Annotated in this window: 18 protein-coding genes and 2 tRNA genes; 4 read left to right on the forward strand and 16 right to left on the reverse strand. The window is 60.6% G+C overall.

Going from position 1 to position 22679, the window contains the following annotated elements:
- Positions 1-16: 16 nt before the first annotated feature.
- The 14 genes from rpsG to NZ740_00285 all read right to left on the reverse strand — a co-directional run bounded on the left by rpsG (position 17) and on the right by NZ740_00285 (position 13705).
- Positions 17-484, reverse strand: coding sequence for a 30S ribosomal protein S7 (gene rpsG / locus NZ740_00220; GenBank protein MCS6770434.1), 468 nt, complete (start codon positions 482-484; stop codon positions 17-19).
- 20 nt (positions 485-504) lie between these two features.
- Positions 505-912: a 30S ribosomal protein S12 gene (gene rpsL / locus NZ740_00225; protein MCS6770435.1), complete on the reverse strand. Its 408-nt coding sequence runs from the start codon at positions 910-912 to the stop codon at positions 505-507.
- Positions 913-975: 63 nt separating this feature from the next.
- A complete protein-coding gene (rpoC, locus tag NZ740_00230; GenBank protein ID MCS6770436.1) occupies positions 976-5160 on the reverse strand; it encodes a DNA-directed RNA polymerase subunit beta' in 4185 nt (1394 codons plus the stop codon).
- Positions 5161-5197: 37 nt separating this feature from the next.
- A complete protein-coding gene (gene rpoB, locus NZ740_00235) occupies positions 5198-8956 on the reverse strand; it encodes a DNA-directed RNA polymerase subunit beta (protein MCS6770437.1) in 3759 nt (1252 codons plus the stop codon).
- Positions 8957-9093: 137 nt separating this feature from the next.
- The gene (gene rplL, locus NZ740_00240) at positions 9094-9495 is read right to left on the reverse strand and encodes a 50S ribosomal protein L7/L12 (protein ID MCS6770438.1); all 402 of its coding nucleotides are present in this window, start codon (positions 9493-9495) and stop codon (positions 9094-9096) included.
- Positions 9496-9528: 33 nt separating this feature from the next.
- A complete protein-coding gene (gene rplJ / locus NZ740_00245) occupies positions 9529-10062 on the reverse strand; it encodes a 50S ribosomal protein L10 (GenBank protein ID MCS6770439.1) in 534 nt (177 codons plus the stop codon).
- Positions 10063-10072: 10 nt separating this feature from the next.
- Positions 10073-10777 (reverse strand): 50S ribosomal protein L1, encoded by a 705-nt coding sequence (rplA, locus tag NZ740_00250; protein MCS6770440.1) that lies wholly within the window; start codon positions 10775-10777, stop codon positions 10073-10075.
- A complete protein-coding gene (gene rplK, locus NZ740_00255; protein MCS6770441.1) occupies positions 10777-11202 on the reverse strand; it encodes a 50S ribosomal protein L11 in 426 nt (141 codons plus the stop codon). The genes rplA and rplK overlap by 1 nt, the downstream gene beginning before the upstream one ends.
- Before the next feature lie 59 nt (positions 11203-11261).
- Positions 11262-11810, reverse strand: coding sequence for a transcription termination/antitermination protein NusG (gene nusG / locus NZ740_00260; protein MCS6770442.1), 549 nt, complete (start codon positions 11808-11810; stop codon positions 11262-11264).
- A 17-nt stretch (positions 11811-11827) separates the two neighbouring features.
- A complete protein-coding gene (secE, locus tag NZ740_00265) occupies positions 11828-12031 on the reverse strand; it encodes a preprotein translocase subunit SecE (GenBank protein ID MCS6770443.1) in 204 nt (67 codons plus the stop codon).
- A gap of 21 nt (positions 12032-12052) precedes the next feature.
- Positions 12053-12128 (reverse strand) — tRNA-Trp (locus tag NZ740_00270).
- Between the two features lie 14 nt (positions 12129-12142).
- Positions 12143-12295, reverse strand: coding sequence for a 50S ribosomal protein L33 (gene rpmG / locus NZ740_00275; GenBank protein ID MCS6770444.1), 153 nt, complete (start codon positions 12293-12295; stop codon positions 12143-12145).
- A gap of 63 nt (positions 12296-12358) precedes the next feature.
- Positions 12359-13567 (reverse strand): elongation factor Tu, encoded by a 1209-nt coding sequence (gene tuf / locus NZ740_00280; protein ID MCS6770445.1) that lies wholly within the window; start codon positions 13565-13567, stop codon positions 12359-12361.
- A 65-nt stretch (positions 13568-13632) separates the two neighbouring features.
- Positions 13633-13705: transfer RNA gene (locus NZ740_00285), tRNA-Thr, on the reverse strand.
- Between the two features lie 420 nt (positions 13706-14125).
- On the opposite strand from NZ740_00285, the gene NZ740_00290 reads away from it, so the two are divergent.
- The 4 genes from NZ740_00290 to NZ740_00305 all read left to right on the forward strand — a co-directional run bounded on the left by NZ740_00290 (position 14126) and on the right by NZ740_00305 (position 19474).
- Positions 14126-15889, forward strand: coding sequence for an ABC transporter ATP-binding protein/permease (locus NZ740_00290; GenBank protein ID MCS6770446.1), 1764 nt, complete (start codon positions 14126-14128; stop codon positions 15887-15889).
- A 63-nt stretch (positions 15890-15952) separates the two neighbouring features.
- Complete coding sequence (locus NZ740_00295; GenBank protein MCS6770447.1) at positions 15953-17770, forward strand: ABC transporter ATP-binding protein/permease; 1818 nt, start codon at positions 15953-15955, stop codon at positions 17768-17770.
- Positions 17767-18510, forward strand: coding sequence for a 16S rRNA (uracil(1498)-N(3))-methyltransferase (locus NZ740_00300; protein MCS6770448.1), 744 nt, complete (start codon positions 17767-17769; stop codon positions 18508-18510). The genes NZ740_00295 and NZ740_00300 overlap by 4 nt, the downstream gene beginning before the upstream one ends.
- 7 nt (positions 18511-18517) lie before the next feature.
- On the forward strand, positions 18518-19474 hold the full coding sequence (locus NZ740_00305) for a histone deacetylase (protein MCS6770449.1): 957 nt from the start codon (positions 18518-18520) through the stop codon (positions 19472-19474).
- On the opposite strand, the gene NZ740_00310 is transcribed toward NZ740_00305, so the two are convergent.
- Together NZ740_00310 and NZ740_00315 are read right to left on the reverse strand one after the other, a co-directional pair.
- The gene (locus tag NZ740_00310) at positions 19461-21506 is read right to left on the reverse strand and encodes a PAS domain S-box protein (protein ID MCS6770450.1); all 2046 of its coding nucleotides are present in this window, start codon (positions 21504-21506) and stop codon (positions 19461-19463) included. The genes NZ740_00305 and NZ740_00310 overlap by 14 nt on opposite strands.
- A complete protein-coding gene (locus NZ740_00315; GenBank protein ID MCS6770451.1) occupies positions 21503-22651 on the reverse strand; it encodes an FIST C-terminal domain-containing protein in 1149 nt (382 codons plus the stop codon). The genes NZ740_00310 and NZ740_00315 overlap by 4 nt, the downstream gene beginning before the upstream one ends.
- Positions 22652-22679 lie beyond the last annotated feature (28 nt).

Consider the following 22679-nt stretch of genomic DNA (forward strand, 5'->3'; position numbering starts at 1 on the left):
CGCGGTCGGAGCACGATCACCATCGATAATGAGCGAATGCCTTGTTGGCCTGCGCCATCTTGTGGGTGTCTTCCTTCTTCTTGACGGCGTTGCCCTGATTCTTGGAGGCGTCGATGATTTCCATGGCGAGGGCACGCCGCATGGGAAGGCCTTTGCGCTCCTTGGCGTAAGTGACAATCCAGCGCATGGCTAGAGCCGTCTGGCGGTCGGGCTCGACTTCGACAGGAACCTGGTAGGTTGCGCCACCGACGCGCCGGGACTTGACTTCGACCTTCGGTTTGACGTTCTCGAGGCCGGCTTTCAGCACTTCCAACGGGTCCTGCTTGGTCTGTTCGGCGATGGCATCCAGCGCGCTGTAGACGATTCGCTCGGCGACAGCGCGTTTGCCACGCCGCATGACCTTGGTGATCAGGCCGCCAACCTCTACGCTGTTGTAGCGGAGGTCCGGCACTTTCGGACGTTTTTCGGCACGACGTCGTCTCATGGAAGAACTCTGTCCCCCTCTTATTTCTTGGCGCCTTCGGGCTTCGGGCGCTTGGTGCCGTACTTGGAGCGGCCCCGCTTACGCTGGCCCCAGCCGGGCTGTTCGTTGACGCCTGCGCAATCGAGCGTGCCCCGAATGATGTGGTAGCGAACGCCGGGCAGGTCTTTTACGCGACCGCCGCGCACAAGCACCATGCTGTGCTCTTGAAGGTTGTGGCCCACTCCGGGGATGTAAGCGGTAACTTCCACGCCGTTGGTCAACCGAACGCGCGCGATTTTGCGAAGCGCCGAATTTGGCTTTTTCGGCGTCATCGTCTTCACAAGCAGACAAACTCCCCGGCGCTGCGGGCATTTTTGCAGCGCAGGCGATTTGCTCTTCGTTTTGGGGGGCTGCCGCCCCTTTCTCACCAATTGATTGATTGTCGGCATATCGTCCTCTGCGTTCGAGAAAGGGCGGGGAGTTTAGCAAGCTCCGCGCCCGTCTGGCAACTTCTACGCGTTCGTCGCGGAGTCCTTGGTTTCCCCGCCGCCCAGTCGGTCTCCGAGCAGTTCCTCCGCCGTTATCGGTTCGGCGAGGGGCACAAGCTTGATATTGCGGTACATGCTGAATCCTGTGCCCGCCGGGATCAGATGACCCATGATGACGTTTTCCTTGAATCCACGCAGGTAGTCGACGCGCCCCAAGGTCGCCGCATCGGTCAGCACGCGTGTCGTGTCCTGGAACGACGCAGCGGAAATAAAGCTTTCGGTTTCGAGCGAGGCTTTCGTGATGCCGAGCAGGACTGGCGACGCCTGCGCCGGCCGCTTGCCTTCCGCCAGGGCCTTTTGGTTCACGTCGAGGAAGTGGTGTTTCTCCACCTGCTCGCCCCACAGAAAATCCGTGTCGCCGGGATCGGTGATGCGGACCTTCTTCAACATGGAGCGCACGATGATCTCGATGTGCTTGTCGTTGATCTCGACGCCCTGCAGTCGATAGACGGTTTGCACCTCGTTGACGAGGTATTCCTGCAACTCCTGGGGTCCGCACACCTCTAGAATCTCCTGCGGAACCACGGGTCCTTCCGTGAGCTGCTGGCCCTTTTTCACGCGGTCGCCGCGGAACACGACGACGTGCTTGCCCATCGGAATCAAGTGCTCTTCCTCGTCACCGGTCACGGGGTCGCGGACAATCAGTTTCCGGCGGCCGCGAACCGTCCCGCCGAATTCGACAATTCCATCGATCCGCGCGATTTCCGCCGCGTCCTTGGGCCGCCGGGCCTCAAACAGTTCGGCCACCCGCGGCAGTCCGCCCGTGATGTCTTTCGTGCTGACCATCTTGCGCGGCGTCTTCGCCAGCATGGCGCCGGCCACCACAATCTCGCCCTCCTTCGCGACCACGTGCGCGCCCGCGGGAATCGAGTAGTAGCTGATCACCTGATTGGTATCCGGATCCTTCAGAACAATCTGCGGATGGAGATCCTCCTTGTGCTCCAGCACAACGACCCCCTCAAGACCCGTTGATTCGTCGACCTCCTTCTTGACGGTCACTCCTTCGATGAAATCGTGGAACTCGATCAAGCCCCGCTGCTCGGACAAGATCGGCACGTTGTACGGATCCCATTTGACGAAGGACTGCCCCTTCTTGACAGCGCCGCCATCCTCAATCGAGATGGTAGCGCCGATGACCAGCGTGTATTTCTCAAGCTCGCGCCCCTCGTCGTCATAAATTCCGATCACACCGTTCTTGTTCAGCACGACGAAGGTGCCTTCCTGGGTCCGCACCGTCCGGAGGTCGTGATATCGCACTACGCCGTTGTTGCGCGCGATGATCTGAGGTTGTTTGAAGACGGCCGCCGCAGTGCCGCCGATGTGGAAGGTGCGCATCGTCAACTGCGTTCCGGGCTCGCCGATCGACTGGGCGGCGATGATGCCGACCGCGTCCCCGAGTTGTGCGGGCCGATTGGTGGCGAGGTTCCGGCCATAACACCGGGCGCACACGCCGCCCCTCGACTCACAGGTCAGAACGCTGCGGATGCGAACGGACTCCATTCCCAGGCTCGCGATGATGTCGCGCGCCTTCTCGTCGATTTCCTGGCCCGCCGCCACGATGATCTCCTTTGTGGCCGGATGGCGAATATCGTCGACCGCCGTCCGTCCCAGGATGCGCGCGGCAAGGGGCACCAGCTCCTCGTCGCCCTCCATGATGGGCTTGATGTCGATACCGTTCAGCGTGCCGCAGTCTTGCTCGATGATGATCACGTCATGGGCGACGTCGACGAGCTTGCGGGTCAGATAACCGGCATCGGCCGTCTTGAGCGCGGTGTCAGCCAATCCTTTTCGGGCGCCGTGCGTGGAGATGAAGTATTCCAGCACGCTTAGGCCCTCGCGGAAATTGGAAAGAATGGGCTTCTCGATGATTTCGCCGGACGGCTTCGCCATAAGCCCTCGGATTCCCGCGAGCTGCCGGATTTGCTGCCGGTTGCCGCGGGCGCCCGAGTCCACCATCATGAACAGCGGGTTGACGTCGCGCCGGCCCTTATCGAAATCATTGAATTCGAGCGCTCCGAAGAGCACGCTCGACACCCGGTCGGTCGCGTGCGTCCAGATGTCGATGATCTTGTTGTAGCGCTCGCCATCGGTGATGATGCCCTTGCGATACTGGTTTTCCACCTCCTGAATCTGCTTCTGGGCATCGCTGACGATGGCGTCCTTCTCGGCAGGGATGATCATGTCGACGAGGCCGATCGAGACCCCCGCCAACGTGGCGTACTCAAACCCGAGCGCTTTCAACCGGTCTAGGCATCGAACCGTTTCATCGTGGCCGGCGATCTGGTAACAGCGGAAAATTAGCTCCTCGAGCTTCTTCTTCGGGACCGGGCCGTTGAAGAAGCCGAGTGAGTCCGGCCAGATCTCGTTGAAGAAAACGCGCCCGACGGTGGTTTCGATCACCGAGCGGGTCTTGTCCCCGTAATACGTGTCCCGCCGGTAGTCGGGGTTGCGCAGCCGGATACGGTCATGAATCCGTACGGCCTTCTCGTCAAAAGCGGTATGGACCTCGTGAGCATCGTTGAAAAGTGGAAGGTGCTCGATTTGATCCGCTGGCTTTGGCGCCATGCGGCGGCGAATGCGGTCCTCTTGCGACTCGATGGTCAGATAGTAGCAGCCGAGCGCGATATCCTGCGTCGGCGTCATGATCGGTTTGCCGCTGGAAGGCGAAAAAATGTTGTTGGGCGCCAGCATGAGCAGGCGCGATTCCAACTGCGCCTCGATGGACAGCGGGACATGTACCGCCATCTGGTCGCCGTCGAAGTCGGCGTTGTAAGCCGTGCACACCAGGGGATGAATACGGATCGCCTCTCCCTCGATGAGCACCGGCTCGAATGACTGAATGGAGAGACGATGCAGGGTGGGCGCTCGGTTGAGCATCACCGTGTGACCGCGCGTGACCTCTTCGAGAATATCCCAAACCTCATCCCCTTCGCGCTCGATCATCTTTTTCGCCGATCGAACCGTGTGCACGATCCCCAATTCCTTGAGCCGGCGGATGATGAACGGCTCAAAGAGGACCAGCGCCATCTTCTTCGGCAGGCCGCACTGGTTGAGCTTCAATTCCGGACCGATGACGATCACGGAGCGGCCCGAGTAGTCCACGCGCTTGCCGAGCAGATTCTGGCGAAATCGCCCCTGCTTGCCGCGGAGCATGTCGGAGAGCGATTTGAGCGGCCGGTTCCCCGCCCCGGTCACGGCGCGACCGTGTCGACCGTTGTCGAAAAGGGCGTCCACCGCCTCCTGCAACATCCGCTTTTCATTTCGAATGATGACGTCCGGTGTCTTTAGTTGCAGCAGGTTCTTCAACCGGTTGTTCCGGTTGATCACGCGGCGATAAAGGTCATTGAGGTCTGACGTTGCAAACCGGCCGCCCTCCAGCGGCACCAGCGGGCGCAGTTCTGGAGGAATCACGGGAAGGACCTCGAGAATCATCCATTCGGGGCGCGAGTTTGTCCTTCGAAACGCATCAAGAACCTTGATGCGCTTGGTCAATTTTTTCTTGGTCTGCTTGCTCCGCGTCTCCGCCATTTCCCGGTCGAGTTGCTCGATCAACTCATCAAGGTTGATTTTGCGCATGAGATCGCGGATGCCCTCGGCGCCCATCTTAGCGATAAAGGCGTCGCCATACTTGTCCTGGGCCTCGCGAAACTCCATTTCGCTCAGGAGCTGTTTTTCCTGAAGCGGGGTGTCGCCGGGGTCAACGACCACATAATCCTCGTAGTAAAGGACGCGCTCGAGGTTGCGGCTGGACATGTCGAGCACGAGCCCTATGCGGCTGGGCGTACATTTGAAGAACCAGATGTGCGAAACGGGGACGGCCAGCTCAATGTGTCCCATGCGCTCGCGTCGAACGCGGGCGAGGGTGACTTCAACCCCGCAGCGGTCGCACACGACCCCTTTATGCTTAATCCGCTTGTATTTTCCGCAGGCGCACTCCCAGTCCTTTGTGGGTCCGAAGATTTTTTCGCAGAACAGCCCCCCCTTCTCCGGTTTGAAGGTGCGGTAGTTGATGGTTTCCGGATTTTTGACCTCTCCGCGGCTCCACGACCGGATTGTCTCCGGCGACGCCACGGTGATACTGGCCCAATCGAAGCCACTGAAGGCTGGCTCCGTGCTCAACCAATGCGCTGCGCTGGTATGTTCTGCCATAGGATCGATCTCCGCTCCGCCTGACGGCCTCTGACGCCTAGGACTCCTTTCCGCGGTGAACGCGGATGTCGAGCGCGAGGCTTTGCATCTCCTTCATCAACACGTTGAAGGACTCCGGCATCCCGGCATCGAGGACGTTTTCGCCCTTCACGATCGATTCATAGATCCGGGTTCGACCCTGCACGTCGTCACTCTTCACCGTGAGGAGTTCCTGCAGCGCGTAGGCCGCGCCATAGGCCTCCATTGCCCAGACCTCCATCTCGCCGAACCGCTGACCGCCGTACTGCGCCTTGCCGCCAAGCGGCTGCTGAGTGACCAGCGAATACGGGCCGACCGCCCGGGCATGAATCTTGTCGCTAACCAGGTGGTGAAGTTTAAGCATGTAGATCACGCCAACCATCACGCGTTGGTCGAACGGCTCACCCGTGCGCCCGTCATAAAGAACGGTTTTGCCATCCTCGTCGAGGCCGGCCTTGACCATCAGCTCCCGGATGGCCTTCTCCGAGATGCCGTCGAACACCGGCGTCGCCGCGTGGATGCCCAGCATGCGGCAGGCGATGCCGAGGTGCGTCTCCAGCACCTGACCCACATTCATGCGGCTCGGCACGCCCAGCGGGTTGAGCACAATGTCGACCGGAGTACCGTCCGGGAGGAAGGGCATGTCCTCGTCCGGGACAATCTTGGCAATGACGCCCTTGTTGCCGTGGCGACCCGCCATCTTGTCGCCGACTGAGAGCTTCTTCTTGCTGGCCACATACACCTTGACCTGCTTGATGATCCCCGACTCGATTTCGTCGCCGCTCTCAATCCGATCGAGCTGGCGGTCACGCTCGAGCTCGAGGTCCGAAAACTTGGCCGCATACTCGTTGATAATCGTTTGGATCTTCAACTGGATCGGACTCGGGTCGATCTCGATGTGGTTGTACGCCGCGGCCAGCTTCCGCAACAGAGTCTTGGTGATCTTGCGGTTCGCCGGAATGATCACCTCGCCCGTTTCCACGTTGACAACGTCGAGCGGGATCTTTTCTCCGAGAAGGATATTACTCAACGCCTCGGTGAGGTCCTCTGTGAGCCGTTCATGCTTCTCGGCGAACTCCGTCTCGATTTGCTTGATCTGCTTTCTTCGCTCGGCCGGCGTGAGCTTCGTCTCCTTGTTGTCCTGGCGGGCCGAGACCTTCACATCCATGACGATGCCGTAGGTCCCCGACGGTACCGTGAGGGACGTATCCTTCACGTCAGCCGCCTTCTCGCCGAAAATGGCCCTCAACAGCCGTTCTTCAGGCGCGAGCTCCGTCTCGCTCTTCGGGGTGATCTTCCCGACCAGAATATCTCCCGGCTTCACCTCCGCCCCGATGCGGACCACGCCGTCATGATCGAGGTTCTTTAAGGCATCCTCTCCGACGTTGGGAATATCCCGCGTGATCTCCTCGGGCCCCAGCTTGGTGTCCCGCGCCCCGCATTCAAATTCCTCAATGTGAATCGACGTGTAGACGTCCTCCCGCACGAGGCGCTCGCTGATCAGGATGGCGTCCTCGAAATTGTAGCCGCACCACGGCATGAACGCGACCAGCACGTTCTTGCCCAGCGCCAGCTCGCCCTGGTCCGTGCAGGGGCCGTCGGCCAGCACATCGCCCTTCTTGACCCGCTGGCCCACCCGCACGATCGGTTTCTGATTGATGCAGGTCCCCCCGTTCGAGCGCATGAACTTCCGAAGCTCGTAGACCTGGTAGTCGCTTTTGGGCGTCTTTTTGGTCGGCATCTCGCCATCAACGGAAACGATGATCTTCGAGGCCGAGACATAGGCGACCTTGCCCGGCGCCTCCGCCAGAACGATCACGCGAGAGTCCCTCGCCACCTTGGCCTCCATGCCCGTCGCCACATACGGCCGCTCGGACCGGAGAAGCGGGACCGCCTGACGCTGCATGTTGGAACCCATCAGCGCGCGGTTCGCGTCATCATGCTCGAGGAAGGGGATCAAACTGGCTGCCACGGACACCAACTGCTTGGGAGATAGATCAATATAGTCGACGCGGTCCGGCGGCACCTCGAGAAAGTCGCCCCGATACCTCACGGGAACCGTCTTGCCCACGAACCGGCCATTCTCATCCACCGGCGCATTCGCCTGAGCGATAACGTAGTTTTCCTCCTGATCGGCCGTGAGATAGTCCACCTCGTCGGTCACTCGCCCCTCGATGACTTTTCGATAGGGGCTTTCGATGAAACCGAAAGCGTTGACCCGCGCGTACGTGGAAAGCGAGGAGATCAGCCCGATGTTCGGGCCTTCCGGCGTCTCGATCGGGCAAATCCGGCCGTAATGGCTTGAATGCACGTCGCGGACCTCAAAACCCGCGCGCTCCCGCGACAGGCCCCCCGGGCCGAGGGCGCTCAAGCGTCGCTTGTGCGTCAACTCCGCCAGCGGGTTTGTCTGGTCCATAAACTGCGACAACTGGCTACGCCCGAAGAAATCGCGGATCACCGCGGAAAGAGCCTTTGGATTGATCAGCTTCTGCGGCGTCAATTTTTCAGTCGACGTGTCGAATATCGTCATCCGCTCCTTCACGAGCCGCTCGGTACGAGCCAGGCCCACGCGGCACTGGTTCTCCAGCAGCTCGCCAACCGTCCGAACCCGGCGGCTGCCGAGGTGGTCGATGTCGTCCACCGTGCCCTCGCCTTTTCGGAGATTGACGAGATATTTGATGGCGGCGATCAGGTCTTCCTTGTGCAGAATTCGGGCCTCGTCGCCGTCCGCCATTTCGGGAAGCCCCAGCTTCTGCTGGATTTTATACCGCCCGACGCGGCCGAGGTCGTACCGCCGCGGGTCGAAGAAAATACGCTTGAGTAACTGCTTCGCATTCGAAATCGTCGGCGGATCGCCGGGACGCAGTTTTGTGTAAATGTCCTTGAGGGCCTCGTCCGTGCTGCGCGTCGGATCCTTCTGAATCGTCTTGAGCAGGAGCCCCTCATCCCAGGACACATTAACCGCCCGGACCGACTCAATTCCCGCCACCTTCATCGACTTGACGAGATCGCGAGTGATCGGCTCGAAGCGGCGACCGAGGACCGTGTTGGAGTTCAGGTCGATCGCATCGTCGCGCAGGACGCGGTGCCGGATCTGCTCGTCCGAGACGGCGCCCTTCAGATCGAGATCCTCGATCGTGTAGAAGAGTGACAACAAATCATCATCCGTGTCGTAGCCGAGCGCGCGAAGGAAAGTGGAAACGAGGAACTTGCGTCGGCGCCGGGTTCGGTCCAGGTACAGGTGGAGGTTGTCCGATGTATCAAACTGGACCTCGAGCCATGATCCCCGATCCGGGATGATGCGGAACGAGTAGAGCATCGTCCCGTTCGGATGCAGATTCTGTTCAAAGCAGATACCGGGCGAACGGTGGAGCTGGCTGACGACCACTCGTTCCGCGCCGTTGATGATGAAACTGCCTTGGTGGGTCATCAACGGCACCTCACCCATGTAGACGTCCTCCTCCCGCACTTCATCGCCGTCCTTGAGGCGGAAGGTGACATAAAGGGGCGCGGCGTAGGACTGGCCCTCGCGCAGGCACTCGAGGGGACCCATTTTCGGCTCTGAAATGTCGTACTTGACAAAGTCGAGCACGACTTTCCCATCGTAACTCTCGATCGGGAACACCTCTTTGAATACCGCCTGCAACCCAATTCGCTTGCGCTTGGTCGGCGGCGTGTCGAGCTGCAAAAAGTCCCGATAGGAGTTCAGTTGGATCTCAATAAGATCCGGCGGTTCCAGAATATCCTTCAGTTTGCCGTAGTTGATCCGATTCGCCATGTCTCACCTTCGGGCGCTGAGCCCATCGAGGACCCATCGTCTTGCGCTTCGACCCCAACCTTCCGAAACCAAATGGCCATCGGTTGGACTGCGGCCTCGTCCGCCGTCCAACCGCATGGCCATCGGAACGACGAACATCACTTGACTTCGACTTTGGCGCCGGCAGCTTCCAGCTTCGCCTTGATATTCGCTGCCTCTTCCTTCGAGGCGCCCTCCTTGATGGTCTTGGGAGCGCCCTCGACAAGATCCTTCGCCTCCTTCAAACCGAGGTTCGTCAGCGCGCGAAGCTCCTTGATCACCTGGATCTTGTTCGCGCCGGCCGATGCGAGCACCACCGTGAATTCCGTCTTTTCCTCAGCGGGGGCCGCCGCCGCCGCGGCAGCACCTGCCGCTCCGGGCGCCGCCGCAACGGCAACCGGGGCCGCGGCTGTCACCCCCAGACGCTCTTCCAACAATTTGACCAGCTTGGACAGGTCCAACACCGTCATCTGCTCGATGGCGGAGACAATTTCTTCCATTTTCTGCGTGGCTTCCGACATGTTTACTCTCCTTCGCTTCGTTAATTCCCCGCCTTACGCGGACTGAGAGGTCTGCCCCTTCTTGTCCGCATAGGCTTTCAGCACATACAGCACGCTGGCTACCTTCTGCTGCAACGCGCCAACCAGGCGCGACATCGGCGCCGCGATCGTCCCGACCACCTGGCCCAGGAGCACTTCGCGGGACGGGAGCGCAGCCAGGCTGTCCACATCCTCGCGCGACAGCCACCGCCCCTGCAGCCCACCGACCTTGACGACCGGCTTTTCGTTCTCGCGAATAAAATCCTTCAACACCTTGGCGACGGCAACGACATCCCCCTGCCCGAAAATCATGGCCGATGGGCCGCGAAGCGCCCGGGTATCGATTTCCGGATAACCCAGATCTCTGACAGCCATCAGGAAGTGCTTGTTTTGCACCACCTGCATGGATGCCTTCTGCGCCCGGAGCCGCCTGCGCAGGTCGTCGGTCTTGCCAACTGACATTCCCTGGTAGTTGGCCAGGAAAAAGAACTTGGTGCCGGACAATTTCGTCCGCACCTCGTTGAGCATGGAAACCTTTTCCGCTCTCATGGTCCGCTCCTTATGCCGCAGCCGCCACCGCGTCGCGGACGTTGACATGCAGCCCAGGCCCCATGGTCGACGTCACCGTACAACGCTTGATGTACGTCCCTTTTGCCGCCGGCGGCCGGGCATGCTGAACGGCCTCGATAACCGCCCGACAGTTATCAACGAGCGCCTGCAGCGGGAACGAAAGCTTTCCGAATGGAACGTGCACGTTCCCGTTTTTATCCATTCGAAATTCGACGCGCCCCGCCTTGAACTGCTTGACAGCCGACGCCGTGTCTTCCGTGACCGTGCCCGACTTGGGGTTCGGCATCAGTCCACGAGGACCGAGAACCTTACCCAGCTTGCGGACCTCCTTCATGCATTCCGCCGTGGAAATCACCACATCCACATCGGTCCAGCCGCCGGCGATCTTCTCCACGAGGTCCTCGAAACCGACGTAATCCGCCCCGGCTTCGCGAGCGGCATCGGCCTGCATGCCGGTGGCAAACACCAGCACGCGGACCTTCTTGCCCGTTCCATGGGGCAGAACAACCGTGCCTCGGACGTTCTGGTCCGACTGCGTCGGATCCACACCCAGGCGGAAGGCGATTTCCGCCGTTTCGTCAAATTTGGCGTATTTGTTGGCCTTCAGGAAGGCGATGGCTTCCTCGAGCTCATAGAGCTTGCCGCGATCCACCTTCGCCGCAACCGCGCGATACTTTTTTCCGTGCTTTGGCATCAGTCCACCACCTCGACTCCCATGCTGCGCGCCGTTCCTTCGATCATGCGGCACGCATGTTCCAGATCTCGTGCGTTCAAATCCTTTTCCTTGATCTTCGCGATCTCCATCAATTGCTTGCGGGTCACCTTGCCCACCTTCTCGCGATTGGGTGTTCCGGAGCCCTTCGCAATCCCGGCCGCGCGCTTGAGCAGTGTCGAGGCAGGCGGGCTTTTTGTGACGAAGGAGAAGGACTTGTCCTGATACACCGTGATAATCACGGGAATAACCAGTCCGGCGTCCTTCTGGGTGGCGGCATTGAATTCCTTGCAGAACGCCATGATGTTGACGCCCTGCTGACCCAGCGCCGGGCCCACTGGCGGCGCCGGATTTGCCTGTCCCGCGGGAATCTGCAGTTTGACAATCGCTACAACTTTCTTTGCCATCTCGGCACCTTATGGAAACGTGATGTTCAAGCATGCGGCCGGTCGAAACCGGCCCCTCCTCATGCGCGCTCGACCTGCCAATACTCCAGCTCCACCGGGGCCGACCGGCCAAAGATCGACACCGCGACCTTCAACTTGCCGCGCTCCGGGTCCACCTCCTCGATCACGCCACTGAAATTCATAAACGGGCCGTCGTTGATCTTTACCGTCTCGCCCGGTTCGAAAGTTACCTTGGGTTTGACCTTGTCCTTGGTTTCCTCAATCTGACTTAGGAGGCTGTTGACCTCCTCGTCCCGCAGCGGGACTGGCCGGTCGCCGCCGATGAAACCGATGATGCCGGGCGTATTCTGGATGAAGTACCAGCTTTTTTCCACAAGCTGTTTGTTATCGTCATATAGGCACATGTGGATGAGCACATAGCCCGGGAAAAATTTCCGAGTGGTCGTGATTTTCTTCTGCTGCTTGGTCTCAGTGACCTTCTCGGTCGGGATCAGGACCTGCTCGATGTAGTCCTGCATCTCCTCGATCTTGATGCGCCGCTCGATGCTCTCCTTTACCTTTCCCTCCTGCCCGGAAAGCGTGTGAAGCACAAACCATTGCTTTTGCATGACCACCACTCGCAAACCTACCGCGTGACCACCCTCAACACGACGCCCAGCACCAGATCGCTGAACGCGACGACAACCCCGAGAATCGCGACCGCCGCAACAACGACAACCGTCGATTCAAACAACTCGGAGCGCGTCGGCCAGGTGCATTTCTTGAGTTCAGTCTGCACCTCGCCGAGAAAGATACGAGCTTGCCCGATATACTGGTTCAATTTCTTCACGCGCCAAACTAACCGGATCGATGGCAGGGCAGGAGGGACTTGAACCCCCAACACCCGGTTTTGGAGACCGGTGCTCTGCCAGTTGAGCTACTGCCCTACCGGACGCCCTCCCTATTTCACTTCGCGGTGCACCGTGTGTTTGCGCTCGAAGCGGCAGTATTTCTTGAGCTCGAGCCGCTCCCCGCCTTTCCGCTTGTTCCGCGTGGTCGTGTAGGAGCGGCGTTTGCACTCCGTGCACGCCAGTGTGATGATTTCACGTGGCATAGCGCGCCTCCGCCGGGGCCGGATATAAACACCATCCGCCGTCGGCCGGCAAACAATCCCCCTTTATTTGATGATCTCCGTTACGCGTCCGGCGCCGACCGTACGGCCGCCCTCGCGAATCGCGAACCGCATGGTCTTTTCCATCGCGATCGGCGTGATCAGCGTGACCTCGAGGTTCACGTTGTCGCCCGGCATGACCATGTCCACACCCGCCGGCAACGTGATGTCACCCGTGACATCCGTGGTCCGGAAATAAAACTGCGGACGATACCCCTTGAAGAAGGGCGTATGGCGGCCGCCTTCCTCCTTGCTCAACACGTAGACCTCGGCCTTGAACTGCGTGTGGGGGGTCACCGTGCCGGGTTTGGCAAGCACCTGCCCGCGCTCTACGTCCTCCTTTTTCATGCCACGAAGCAGTGCGCCAATGTTGTCGCCCGCGCGTCCCTCGTCGAGCAGTTTGCGGAACATCTCAACACCGGTAACGGTCGTCTTCTGGGTCGGCCGCAGGCCGATCACTTCCACCTCATCGCCGACCTTGACGACGCCGCGCTCCACTCGGCCCGTCACCACCGTCCCTCGGCCCTCGATGGAGAAGACGTCCTCAATCGGCATAAGGAACGGCTGGTCCACCGCGCGCACCGGCTCGGGAATGAAAGTGTCGATCGCATCCATTAGCTCCTGAATGCACTTGGCGCCCGGATCGTCCTTGCTGGACGCCTTCAACGCGCTGAGTGCGGAGCCACGAATAATCGGCGTCTCATCGCCTGGGAACTCGTACTTGTTCAGCAGCTCGCGGATCTCGAGCTCGACAAGGTCCAAGAGTTCGGGGTCATCGACCAAATCCACTTTGTTAAGGAATACGACAATGGCCGGAACGCCCACCTGCCGCGCGAGGAGGATGTGTTCCTTGGTCTGCGGCATCGGGCCGTCCACCGCGCTGACCACGAGAATCGCGCCGTCCATCTGCGCCGCGCCCGTGATCATGTTTTTCACATAGTCCGCGTGGCCGGGGCAGTCCACGTGAGCGTAGTGGCGCTTCTCCGACTCGTACTCAACGTGCGAAATCGCAATGGTCAGGATTTTCGTCGGGTCGCGGCGACCCTGCGCCTCTGAAGCTTTGGCGACCTGGTCATAGGTGACCTCTTGCGCCAAGCCCTTCAAGGATTGCACGTGGGTGATCGCCGCTGTCAAGGTGGTCTTGCCATGGTCCACGTGGCCGATTGTCCCTACGTTGACGTGCGGCTTCTTTCGCTCGAATTTATCCTTCGCCATGTTTCGTTTTCTCCTCGCGTGTCACTGCATTCAACTCACTGTTCACACCAAATCGGCTCTGAATCAGCCCACGAGCCGGATCGAACGGCCGACCTCGTCCTTACCAAGGACGTGCTCTACCGACTGAGCTACGTGGGCGTCGATTCTCGGCAAAACAAATGCAGACAACAGACCCCGACCCCTGACCTTCCTCAAACGGTGGAAATTCAGGAGATGCGATTATCTGCAGTTGTTTCGCCGTCGCCCCACGCGCACCCCGCGCGTGCATGCGATTTATCCGAACATGTATGCCGCAATATCGTCGTTCCTGTCAATACCTTCTTTGAACTTTTTTCACGATTTCCGCATAGCCACGTTGGACTGCGGACGGCAAGTGAAGGATCGAAGGAAACGAAATGTGGCGCGGCTGCTGGGACTGCGGCACCACGTCTCTCGTCGCCAAAGCCGATGCACATTGAGGCACCGATCCACCCATCACCGGGCCGCCGTCAATTAATCCCGTCGTAAGCGCTTATCCGCCATTGCGATTCTCCAAGTGTTTTAGCAGGGTTTTCAGCCGTGTCTACCAGCTCCCATCGGTTAAACCGTTACCTGCGGGTGTATCGCGGGAGCGTCGCACTCGGCGCGCTGTGCGTCTCGCTCTACCTCGCCGGCAGCGTCGCGAACCCAATCGTCCTGCGCAAGGTGATTGATGGGATGCAGGAGGGCACACCCCCCGCAGACACCGCCATTGGACTGACCGCCTTCCTGGGAATCGCCGCGACGGTCTTCGCGTGCTCGGTGGCGATGCGCCGCACCCTCTTGGGGCTTGCGAACCGTGTGGAACATGACCTGAGGCGGGACGTTTTCCAGCACCTGACACAGATGGACGCCGCATTCTTTCAGCGTGAGCGGACGGGCGATCTGATGACCAAGATGTCCTCCGACCTGGCTGCGATACGCGAAATGATCGGGCAGGGGCTTTTGCAGGGATCCAGAATGGCTTTAGGGTTTCCCCTCGCCTTCGGCGTGATGTTCACAACGAATGTGCGGCTAGCCGCCATCGTCGCCGCGCTGCTGCCGGTCATCAGCGTGCTGTTTTTTGTCCTGATCCGGCTTGTCCGCAGATATTACGACCTCGCCCAGGAACAGTTCTCCACCATTGCGAATTTTGCCCAGGAGACCTTCGCGGGGATCCGCACAATCAAGGGATTTGGGATTGAAGACCGACGCCGCCATCGCTTTGCCGAACTCAACCGCGAGTTTATCCGCCGCAACATGGCGCTATCCCGGATCGAGGAGCCGGTCTGGCCGTTTATGATGTTTCTGTACTGGATCGGCGCCGTGCTGTTGCTGGTCTTCGCAGGTCACCAGATTCTCCGCGGGGAAATTTCGCTCGGCGTCTACGTCCAGTTCCAGCAACACCTCGTGTTCCTCCAGTGGCCGATGCTCGCGCTCGGCTGGACGATAAATTTGTTTCAGCGCGGGAGAACGAGCTGGTCTCGCGTCCGGCAAATCCTCGATGCCCGGCCCGACGTTGTTGATCCGCCACCGGCCGTCGCGGTCCCCTTCCCCGCTGGCGCCGGCATCGACTTCCGCGGCGTCTGCCTGCGGCTTGGGGAGCGCAACATCCTGAACGGCATCACCCTTCACATTCCCGCGGGCCAGTGTCTCGGAATCACCGGCCCCACGGGGAGCGGCAAAACGATGATGGCCGCTCTGCTCGCGCGACTCTTCGACCCCTCCGAAGGCGAGATTCTAATCGGCGGCGTGCCCATCAACCGAATTCCGCTCGCGGAGCTGCGGCGTAGGATCGGCATGGTCCAACAGGAGCCCTTTTTGTTTTCCGACACGGTCGCCGGCAATCTTTCATTCGGGCTGGAGCCGGCGGAGGATCCCTTTGCCACACACGAGGCCGCGATTCGACGAGTTGCGGCCATTGCGCATCTGACCGATGAGATCCGCGAGTTCTCTCAGGAATTCCATACCCCGGTCGGCGAGCGCGGCGTGACCTTGTCGGGCGGCCAGCGCCGCCGCGCGGCGCTGGCCCGCGCGCTCGCGCGAGAGCCGCAAATTCTGGTGCTGGACGATGTGTTCTCCGCAGTGGACACCCAAACGGAATCCAAAATTCTCGACGCGCTGATTCCCGCGATTCGGGGCAAAACGGTACTGCTGATCAGTCACCGCGTCTCCACCCTCCGACACGCCGACCGAATCATCGTGCTGGATGGCGGCCGGATCGTGCAGGACGGCCGGCATGAGGAGCTGGTCAACCAATCAGGCTATTATCGGGAACTCGATGAAATCCAGCGGCTCGAGGCGCGCCTGGAGGATCCTGCATGAGGCGGCGCTTCCATCAGCCGTCCAGTTTGTGGTGCCGGCATCTTTCGGGAAGCCCAGTTTGACATGGAACATGTAGAATCCGAAATTCCGGCCAAATTGTTCGACCGCGGCCTGTTTGCCCGCATGTTGGCATACGTGCGGCCCTACGCCGGCTGGATGGCCTTGGCCGTGGCCGCGGTAGTTCCGCTCTCCCTTTTCTCAAATACCCTTCCCCTCCTGATCCGCGATGCGACGGACCACGCCCTGCTGGCCACCGAGCGCCCCGCGGGCGAGCGATGGGCCTTTTTGCTGCGGATCGCCGCGCTTTACGTGGCGATCGCTTTCGGCGCGTTCGCGATGCGCGTCGCGCAGGGTTATCTGCTCTCATGGCTCGGCCAGCGCATGCTCTTCGACATGCGGGCCGACATTTTTGACAAGATCCTTCGCCTGCCCTTCCGATTCTTCGACCGACATCCGGTCGGACGGCTCATGACGCGCGTAGGCTCCGACGTGGAGGCCATGCAGCGCCTGCTGACGGACGGACTCGTCGGCCTTACGACCGACGTGTTGATGCTCGCTGGTGTGCTGGCCTACATGTTCTACCTCGACGTGCGTCTGGCGGCCATTATGGCGGCCTTGCTGCCCGCGATGCTTGCCATCCTGATCGGGCTGAACGCGCGCGTCCGAGCCGCGCATCGCCGGGTCCGACGCCGGCAGGCCGCTCTGAACTCGAACCTGCAGGAGGCCATCGCCGGGATGTCAACGATTCAGTTGTTCAACCGCGAAGCCCATGCGGCAGCCCGCTTCGCGAGCCACAACGGCGCTCTGCGCGACGCCATGCTCGATTCGGTCAAATGGTTTAGTTATGCCTTCCCGGCCACTGAAATCATGGGCGCGCTGGCGGCGGCACTGATTCTCGGTATTGGAGGCTGGATGGCGTGGCACGGAGGGGGGTCCCCGACCATCGGCGAGTTGATTGCCTTTCTCGCCTACGTCCGCGATTTCTTCCGCCCGCTCGACGATTTGGCCGAAAAATCAAATGTGCTTCAGTCCGCAATGGCGTCCGGAGAACGCGTTTTCGGACTGATCGATACACCGGAAGAGATCGTCGACCCTCCCGACCCGGTCCGGCTGCCTGAACCTTTCCGCGGCGATATTTCAATGGATGGCGTATGGTTTGCCTACGAGGGTGAAACGTGGGTTCTTCGGGATATCTCGCTAAAGATTTCGGCTGGGCAGTCCGTGGCGATCGTTGGGGCAACAGGCGCCGGAAAATCGACGCTGACTGCGCTGATTCCGCGGTTCTATGATGTCCAGCGCGGTTGCGTCCGGATAGACGGTGTCGATGTGCGGGCCTGCCGGCAGGCCGACCTGCGCGGGCGCATCGGGATTGTGATGCAGGACCCGTTCATTTTTGCCGGGACCATTGCCGAAAATATAGCGCTGTTCGACCCTCATATGCCGCGCGAGCAGATCGAGGACGCGGCGCGTTACGTGAACGCCGATTCCTTCATTCGGCAGAGGCCGGGCGCATACGATGCGGAGGTGATGGAACGCGGCGCCGGCCTTTCGACCGGAGAAAAGCAATTGCTCGCGCTCGCGCGCGCCATCGCGCACAACCCCAATATCCTGCTGATCCTGGACGAGGCGACCGCGAACGTTGACACGGAAACCGAACGTTTAATCCAGGATGCTCTGCGAAAACTGATGAAAGGCCGGACTTCCATCATTATCGCGCACCGCCTTTCCACCATTCGGCACGCCGACCGCATCCTGGTGATGCGGCATGGCCAAATTGTAGAGCAGGGCTCGCACGAGGACCTGCTGCGGCTGAACGGCTATTATCGCCGACTTTACGAACTCCTCAGTCACGATCCCGCCGGCCGCCGCGTTCTCGAATGAATTTGATCCTCCTGAGAGCCGAAGACGTTGACGAGTGCCGCCGCGCTAGAATCGGCGGACCAGCCGCAAGACACGTTCGGGAGGTCCTTCGAGCCAAGGTCGGTGACACGCTGCGAATTGGCCTGCAGGACGGCCCGATCGGCATCGGCCGCATAACGGAACTGAGGAACTCCGAAATCATCATCGAATGCGAGTTCCAGCCCGAGGCGCCTCGCCGTCCGCCAGTGAGCCTCCTGATCGCGCTTCCCCGGCCGAAGGCGATGAAGCGGCTCTGGCCGCAGGTCGCTGCGCTGGGCGTCGACCGCATCTTCGTCACAAATGCAGCGCGGGTCGATCGAAACTACTTCGACACTCATGTGCTCGAGCCTGCATTCTTCACCCCTCTTCTCATCGAAGGCCTGCAACAGGCCCAGGATACGAGAATACCGATCGTCGAGATCCATCGGCGGCTCAAGCCCCTCATCGAAGACCGGCTCGCCGCATGGCCAACGCCGGGTTCCAGGATCCTGCTGCATCCGCCCGCCCCGACGCCGCTTCTCCGCGCCCCGGCGAGGCGGCCCGCGCTGATCGCCATCGGGCCGGAAGGCGGTTGGACGCCCTACGAGGTCGACCTGTTTGTGCGACACGGCTTTCTGGCCGCCTCTCTCGGCAAGCGGACGCTCCGGACAGACACGGCCTCGATCGCGGCGTTGTCGATCTTGCACGCCATGTTTGATTTTGATGAGCCATCTGGCGCATGATTCCGACATGGTTTCGCGATACCTGCACACCGGACTCGTCGCGGATCCGATCTGCAAGCTGCACGACACCGGCCTCGGCCACCCCGAATGCCCGTCGCGATATGACGCAGCATTTCGCGCCCTCTGCGCCAAGGGCCTGATCGATCATCTCGAAAAAATTCCCTGCCGCGAGGCGCTCGACCGCGAACTCGAGCTTTGCCATACACCCGAGTATATCGATCTCGTCGCGCAGGAAACGGCCTCAGGAGCCACCACGTTGAGCACGGGCGATGTCGAAATCTGCCCAAGGTCTTTGGAAGTTTGCCGTTATGTCGTAGGCGGCATTCTGAATGCGGTGGACGCCGTTTGCGCGCGAAAGGTCAAAAACGCCTTCTGCCTTGTGCGGCCCCCGGGGCATCATGCCAGCGCCGATCGCGGCATGGGGTTCTGTCTCTTCAATAACGCCGCACTCGCCGCGCGCCATGCCCAAGTGGAGCACGACATCGAACGCGTTGCCATCATCGACTGGGACGTGCACCACGGCAACGGAACGCAGGACATTTTTTATGCCGATGATACGGTTCTTTATTTCAGCGTGCATCAGTGGCCGCTATATCCCGGCACGGGCGCCCGGCACGAACGCGGAGCGGGCCGTGGCATGGGAACAACCCTGAATATCCCGCTGCCTGCCGGATCGGGCCGCGAAGAAATTTTCCGCGCCTTCGAGGAGGAACTGGGTCCGGCGCTCGACAGGTTCCGCCCGGATCTGATCATCCTCTCCGCCGGATTCGATTCACGGGTGGATGACCCTCTAGGATCGTTCACGTTGACCGACGACGATTTCGCTGATCTTACTGACTGGGTCCTCCGGCGGGCCGACGATTACGCTGACGGGCGGCTTCTCTCAATCTTGGAGGGGGGCTACAACCTCAGCGGTTTGGCGTCGGCCGTGGTCGCACATGTCGGGCAGCTCATCGAGGGATAATCGGTTTTTGATCGCCGAGAGTCCGGCCGACCGCTTCGATGAGCTGCTCCGGCGTGAAAGGCTTCCTCACGAACTCGCGTAGGCCTATGATGTCGCGCGGATCGCGCCCCTCGGTCCGCGGAAAACCTGACATCAATAGTATGGGCAGACATGGAAACTCTTTTTGCACCGCCTCCAGCAACTCCAGGCCGTTCATTTTGGGCATTACGACATCGCTGAGCAGGAGGACGATCCGGCCGCGGTGCTGGCGAAGGAGCGCAAGCGCCTCTTCGCCATGTTCGGCCTGCAAGACATCATAGCCGCACGTTCGCAAAATCTGAGCCGATAGCTTGCGGACCGCAGGGTCATCGTCGGCCACAAGGATGATGCGCGCGCTCGGCTCGTGGGGTCCCCGCACTGACGTGTCTGTGGCGCCCGCTCGCGATTGCGGGAAGAAAAGGGTGAAGGTAGTGCCCGCATTCGGAGCGCTTCGAACGGTGATCGCGCCACCGCACTGCTTGACGATCCCATAGACGATCGAGAGGCCCAAGCCAGTGCCCTGCCCAACCTCCTTCGTCGTAAAGAACGGCTCAAAAATGCGGGACATCACCTCGGGAGTCATGCCGATCCCTGTGTCCGAGACCGTCAAGACCGCATATGAACCCGGCTCCAGCTCCGACAATTCGCCGCCCTCGCCGGGCCGTACGATCGTTTGGCCGGTGGAGATCGTCAGAGTTCCACCACCCGGCATGGCATCGCGCGCGTTAACGGCCAGATTCATCAAAACTTGCTCAAGCTGAATCGGGTCGATGGTAATCCACCCCGCCCGAGCGTCGCACTGGATTTCCACTTTGTTCTCCTTGCCCAGCAGTCGGCTGAGCAACTTTGCCGCGGTCTCGACGGCCTCATTCAGAAGAACCGGCCTCGGATGGACGATTTGATTTCGGCTAAACGTGAGAAGCTGATGCACCAGATTCGCCGCGACTTGCGCGGAGTCGCGAATCTGCTCAACCTCGTTGCGAATCGCGACGCCGGGGCCTAGGCGGCGAAGCACGAGGTCCGCATTCCCTAAAATGGTGGTCAGCAGGTTGTTGAAATCATGGGCTATGCCCCCCGCCAGGCGGCCAATAGCCTCCATCTTCTGAGACTGCCGCAGTTGCTCCTGCAGCTCCGTCTCGCGCGTCACATCCTTCGAAACGGCAACAAAATTTCGGGTCTGTCCCGCGGCGTCCCGAACGGGAAAAATGGTGGCTAGGAGTTCGACCAGCGTCCCATCGCGGCGCCGGTCGGTCAGCCGTCCCTTCCATACCCCTCCCGAGAGAATCGTCTCCCAGAGCCGTGCATAAAACACGGCGTCATGCCGACCGGATTTCAGGATTGACGGATTCTGACCCAGCACCTCGTTTCGCGAATAACCGAAAATCTGTTCGAAGGCGGGATTGACATACTGGATCTGCCCATTCGTATCGGTCATGACCACGGCGTCTGCGGACTGTTCGACCACCGCCGCAAGCCGGTTCACCGTCTCCTCCGCGCGACGCCTCTGCGAAATGTCGCGGATCAAGATCACGAAATCATCAGCGCCGAGCGGCACCACACTGACCTCGCACCATGACGGCCGGCCGGAGCCGAGCCCTTCGGTCTCGGCAACCGACCGTTCTCCGCTTGTCCGCGCGCGATCAAGCAGGGCGAATAGGACCTCCGCTCCGCAGGGAATCGGAAGCTCCTGCAACTTCCTGCCTCGCGCCCGCGTCGAGGCCTCAGGCTCGGCTGATCCGCCGAAATGGCAGTCGAGGATGGTTCCGTCGGAACGTACGCGAAAAAACTGATCCGGCCACATCCGCAACATCCTCGAGAGGTCGCGGTTGGCTTGCAGGAGCTCGCGCGAGCTCAGCTCGAGAGACCGCTCGAGCAGCCGTCGGTCCTCATCCGCCTGACGATACGTCTCATCAATGATGTTCAGCAGGGGACGCCAGTCCTCGGGCGGCTCTCGGCTTCCCAAAAGCCGTTTGAGCTGCCGGACCAGCAGCGGATGATACGCGTTCTGCCTCATGCGTCCTCCGCCAATGTGGTTACCGTCATGGTCTGGTTATGGAAATCGGTCGGCACACCGGCGCGACTCGGCGAGATTTCTCCGTTGGAGTAAAAACCGACAATCGGCAAAGGGACCTCCAGGCGCTCGCGCACGGCCTGGACCTCTTCTTCCGTCCGCTGCCGGAGAATGAGCTTGCGGCCGACGCAACTGATCAGCACGGCCAATTGAGCGGCCCGACGCCCGAGCGCTTCATGAGCGAGCGCACCGGCTCCGCTCGCGCCATCGATGAGCCGGTCGAAATTCGCCTTCATCAACCGCGCCAGCGCGCCCTGCGGAACATCGCCGGCGAAAATCAGGCTCTCAGCCTTTTCATCCACAGCAATAATCGTACGCACAAAGCCGGGATCGTGCTCATCTTTCCGAACCAGCAAGGGAAACAATAACCCGGATGCCGGCAGTCCCTCCGCGTATTCGCCGAGATATAGTTTGTAAAGAGCAAGCGCCGACCTGCCATCCAGCTCGTACAAGACATTCCCGGAGGAACGCGTCACAAGTCGGTCCGGCCCGAAGGCATCCCATCCGCCCACCGAGCCGTAACCAATCCGGAGCGCTTGGCCGTAGAAACCCACGCCCACGGCCAGGTTCGAATGAAATGAACCGTTGACCCAGACACCCGTCCGTTCGAACCTCGCTCCGTCCGCCGACAAACCTCCGGTGGCCTGCACGCCGGAAGGCAGTCCTTCGCGAAGCCCAGCCACCAACTCACTGCCGTTGACATCCAGGCCGTCGGACAGAACAAAAACGTGCGCTAAATCGGGTGACGCCAGGCTTTCGGCGATCCTTTGGCCGGCCTCGCGGCTCGTGGTCCTAGTGATAGGCGCCGTAACCAATCGCACGCGCGAGGCATGAAATCGGATCGCTGCTACCGCCAGCGACCCTTCCCGCACACTTTCCCCGAGAATCTCGCCCGCCGTAGAACAGCCCACCGCGACGGCGTTGGGCGAATGCCGCAGAATGTCGCGAAGCGGTCCCCCGCCTTGTTCGGTGAGGATAGCGCGGTCGCCAAACACCAGAAACAGGTCCGCTGTAGAGGGAATAGCCGCATCGCGATTCGACCACGTCCATCCTTCCGACGTGCTCCATTGACCTACCAACACGTCCATTGGAAACCCTCTCCTCGCAAAGCATGCT

The organism is Kiritimatiellia bacterium (genome assembly GCA_025054615.1).
Lineage (GTDB): Bacteria > Verrucomicrobiota > Kiritimatiellia > CAIVKH01 > CAIVKH01 > JANWZO01.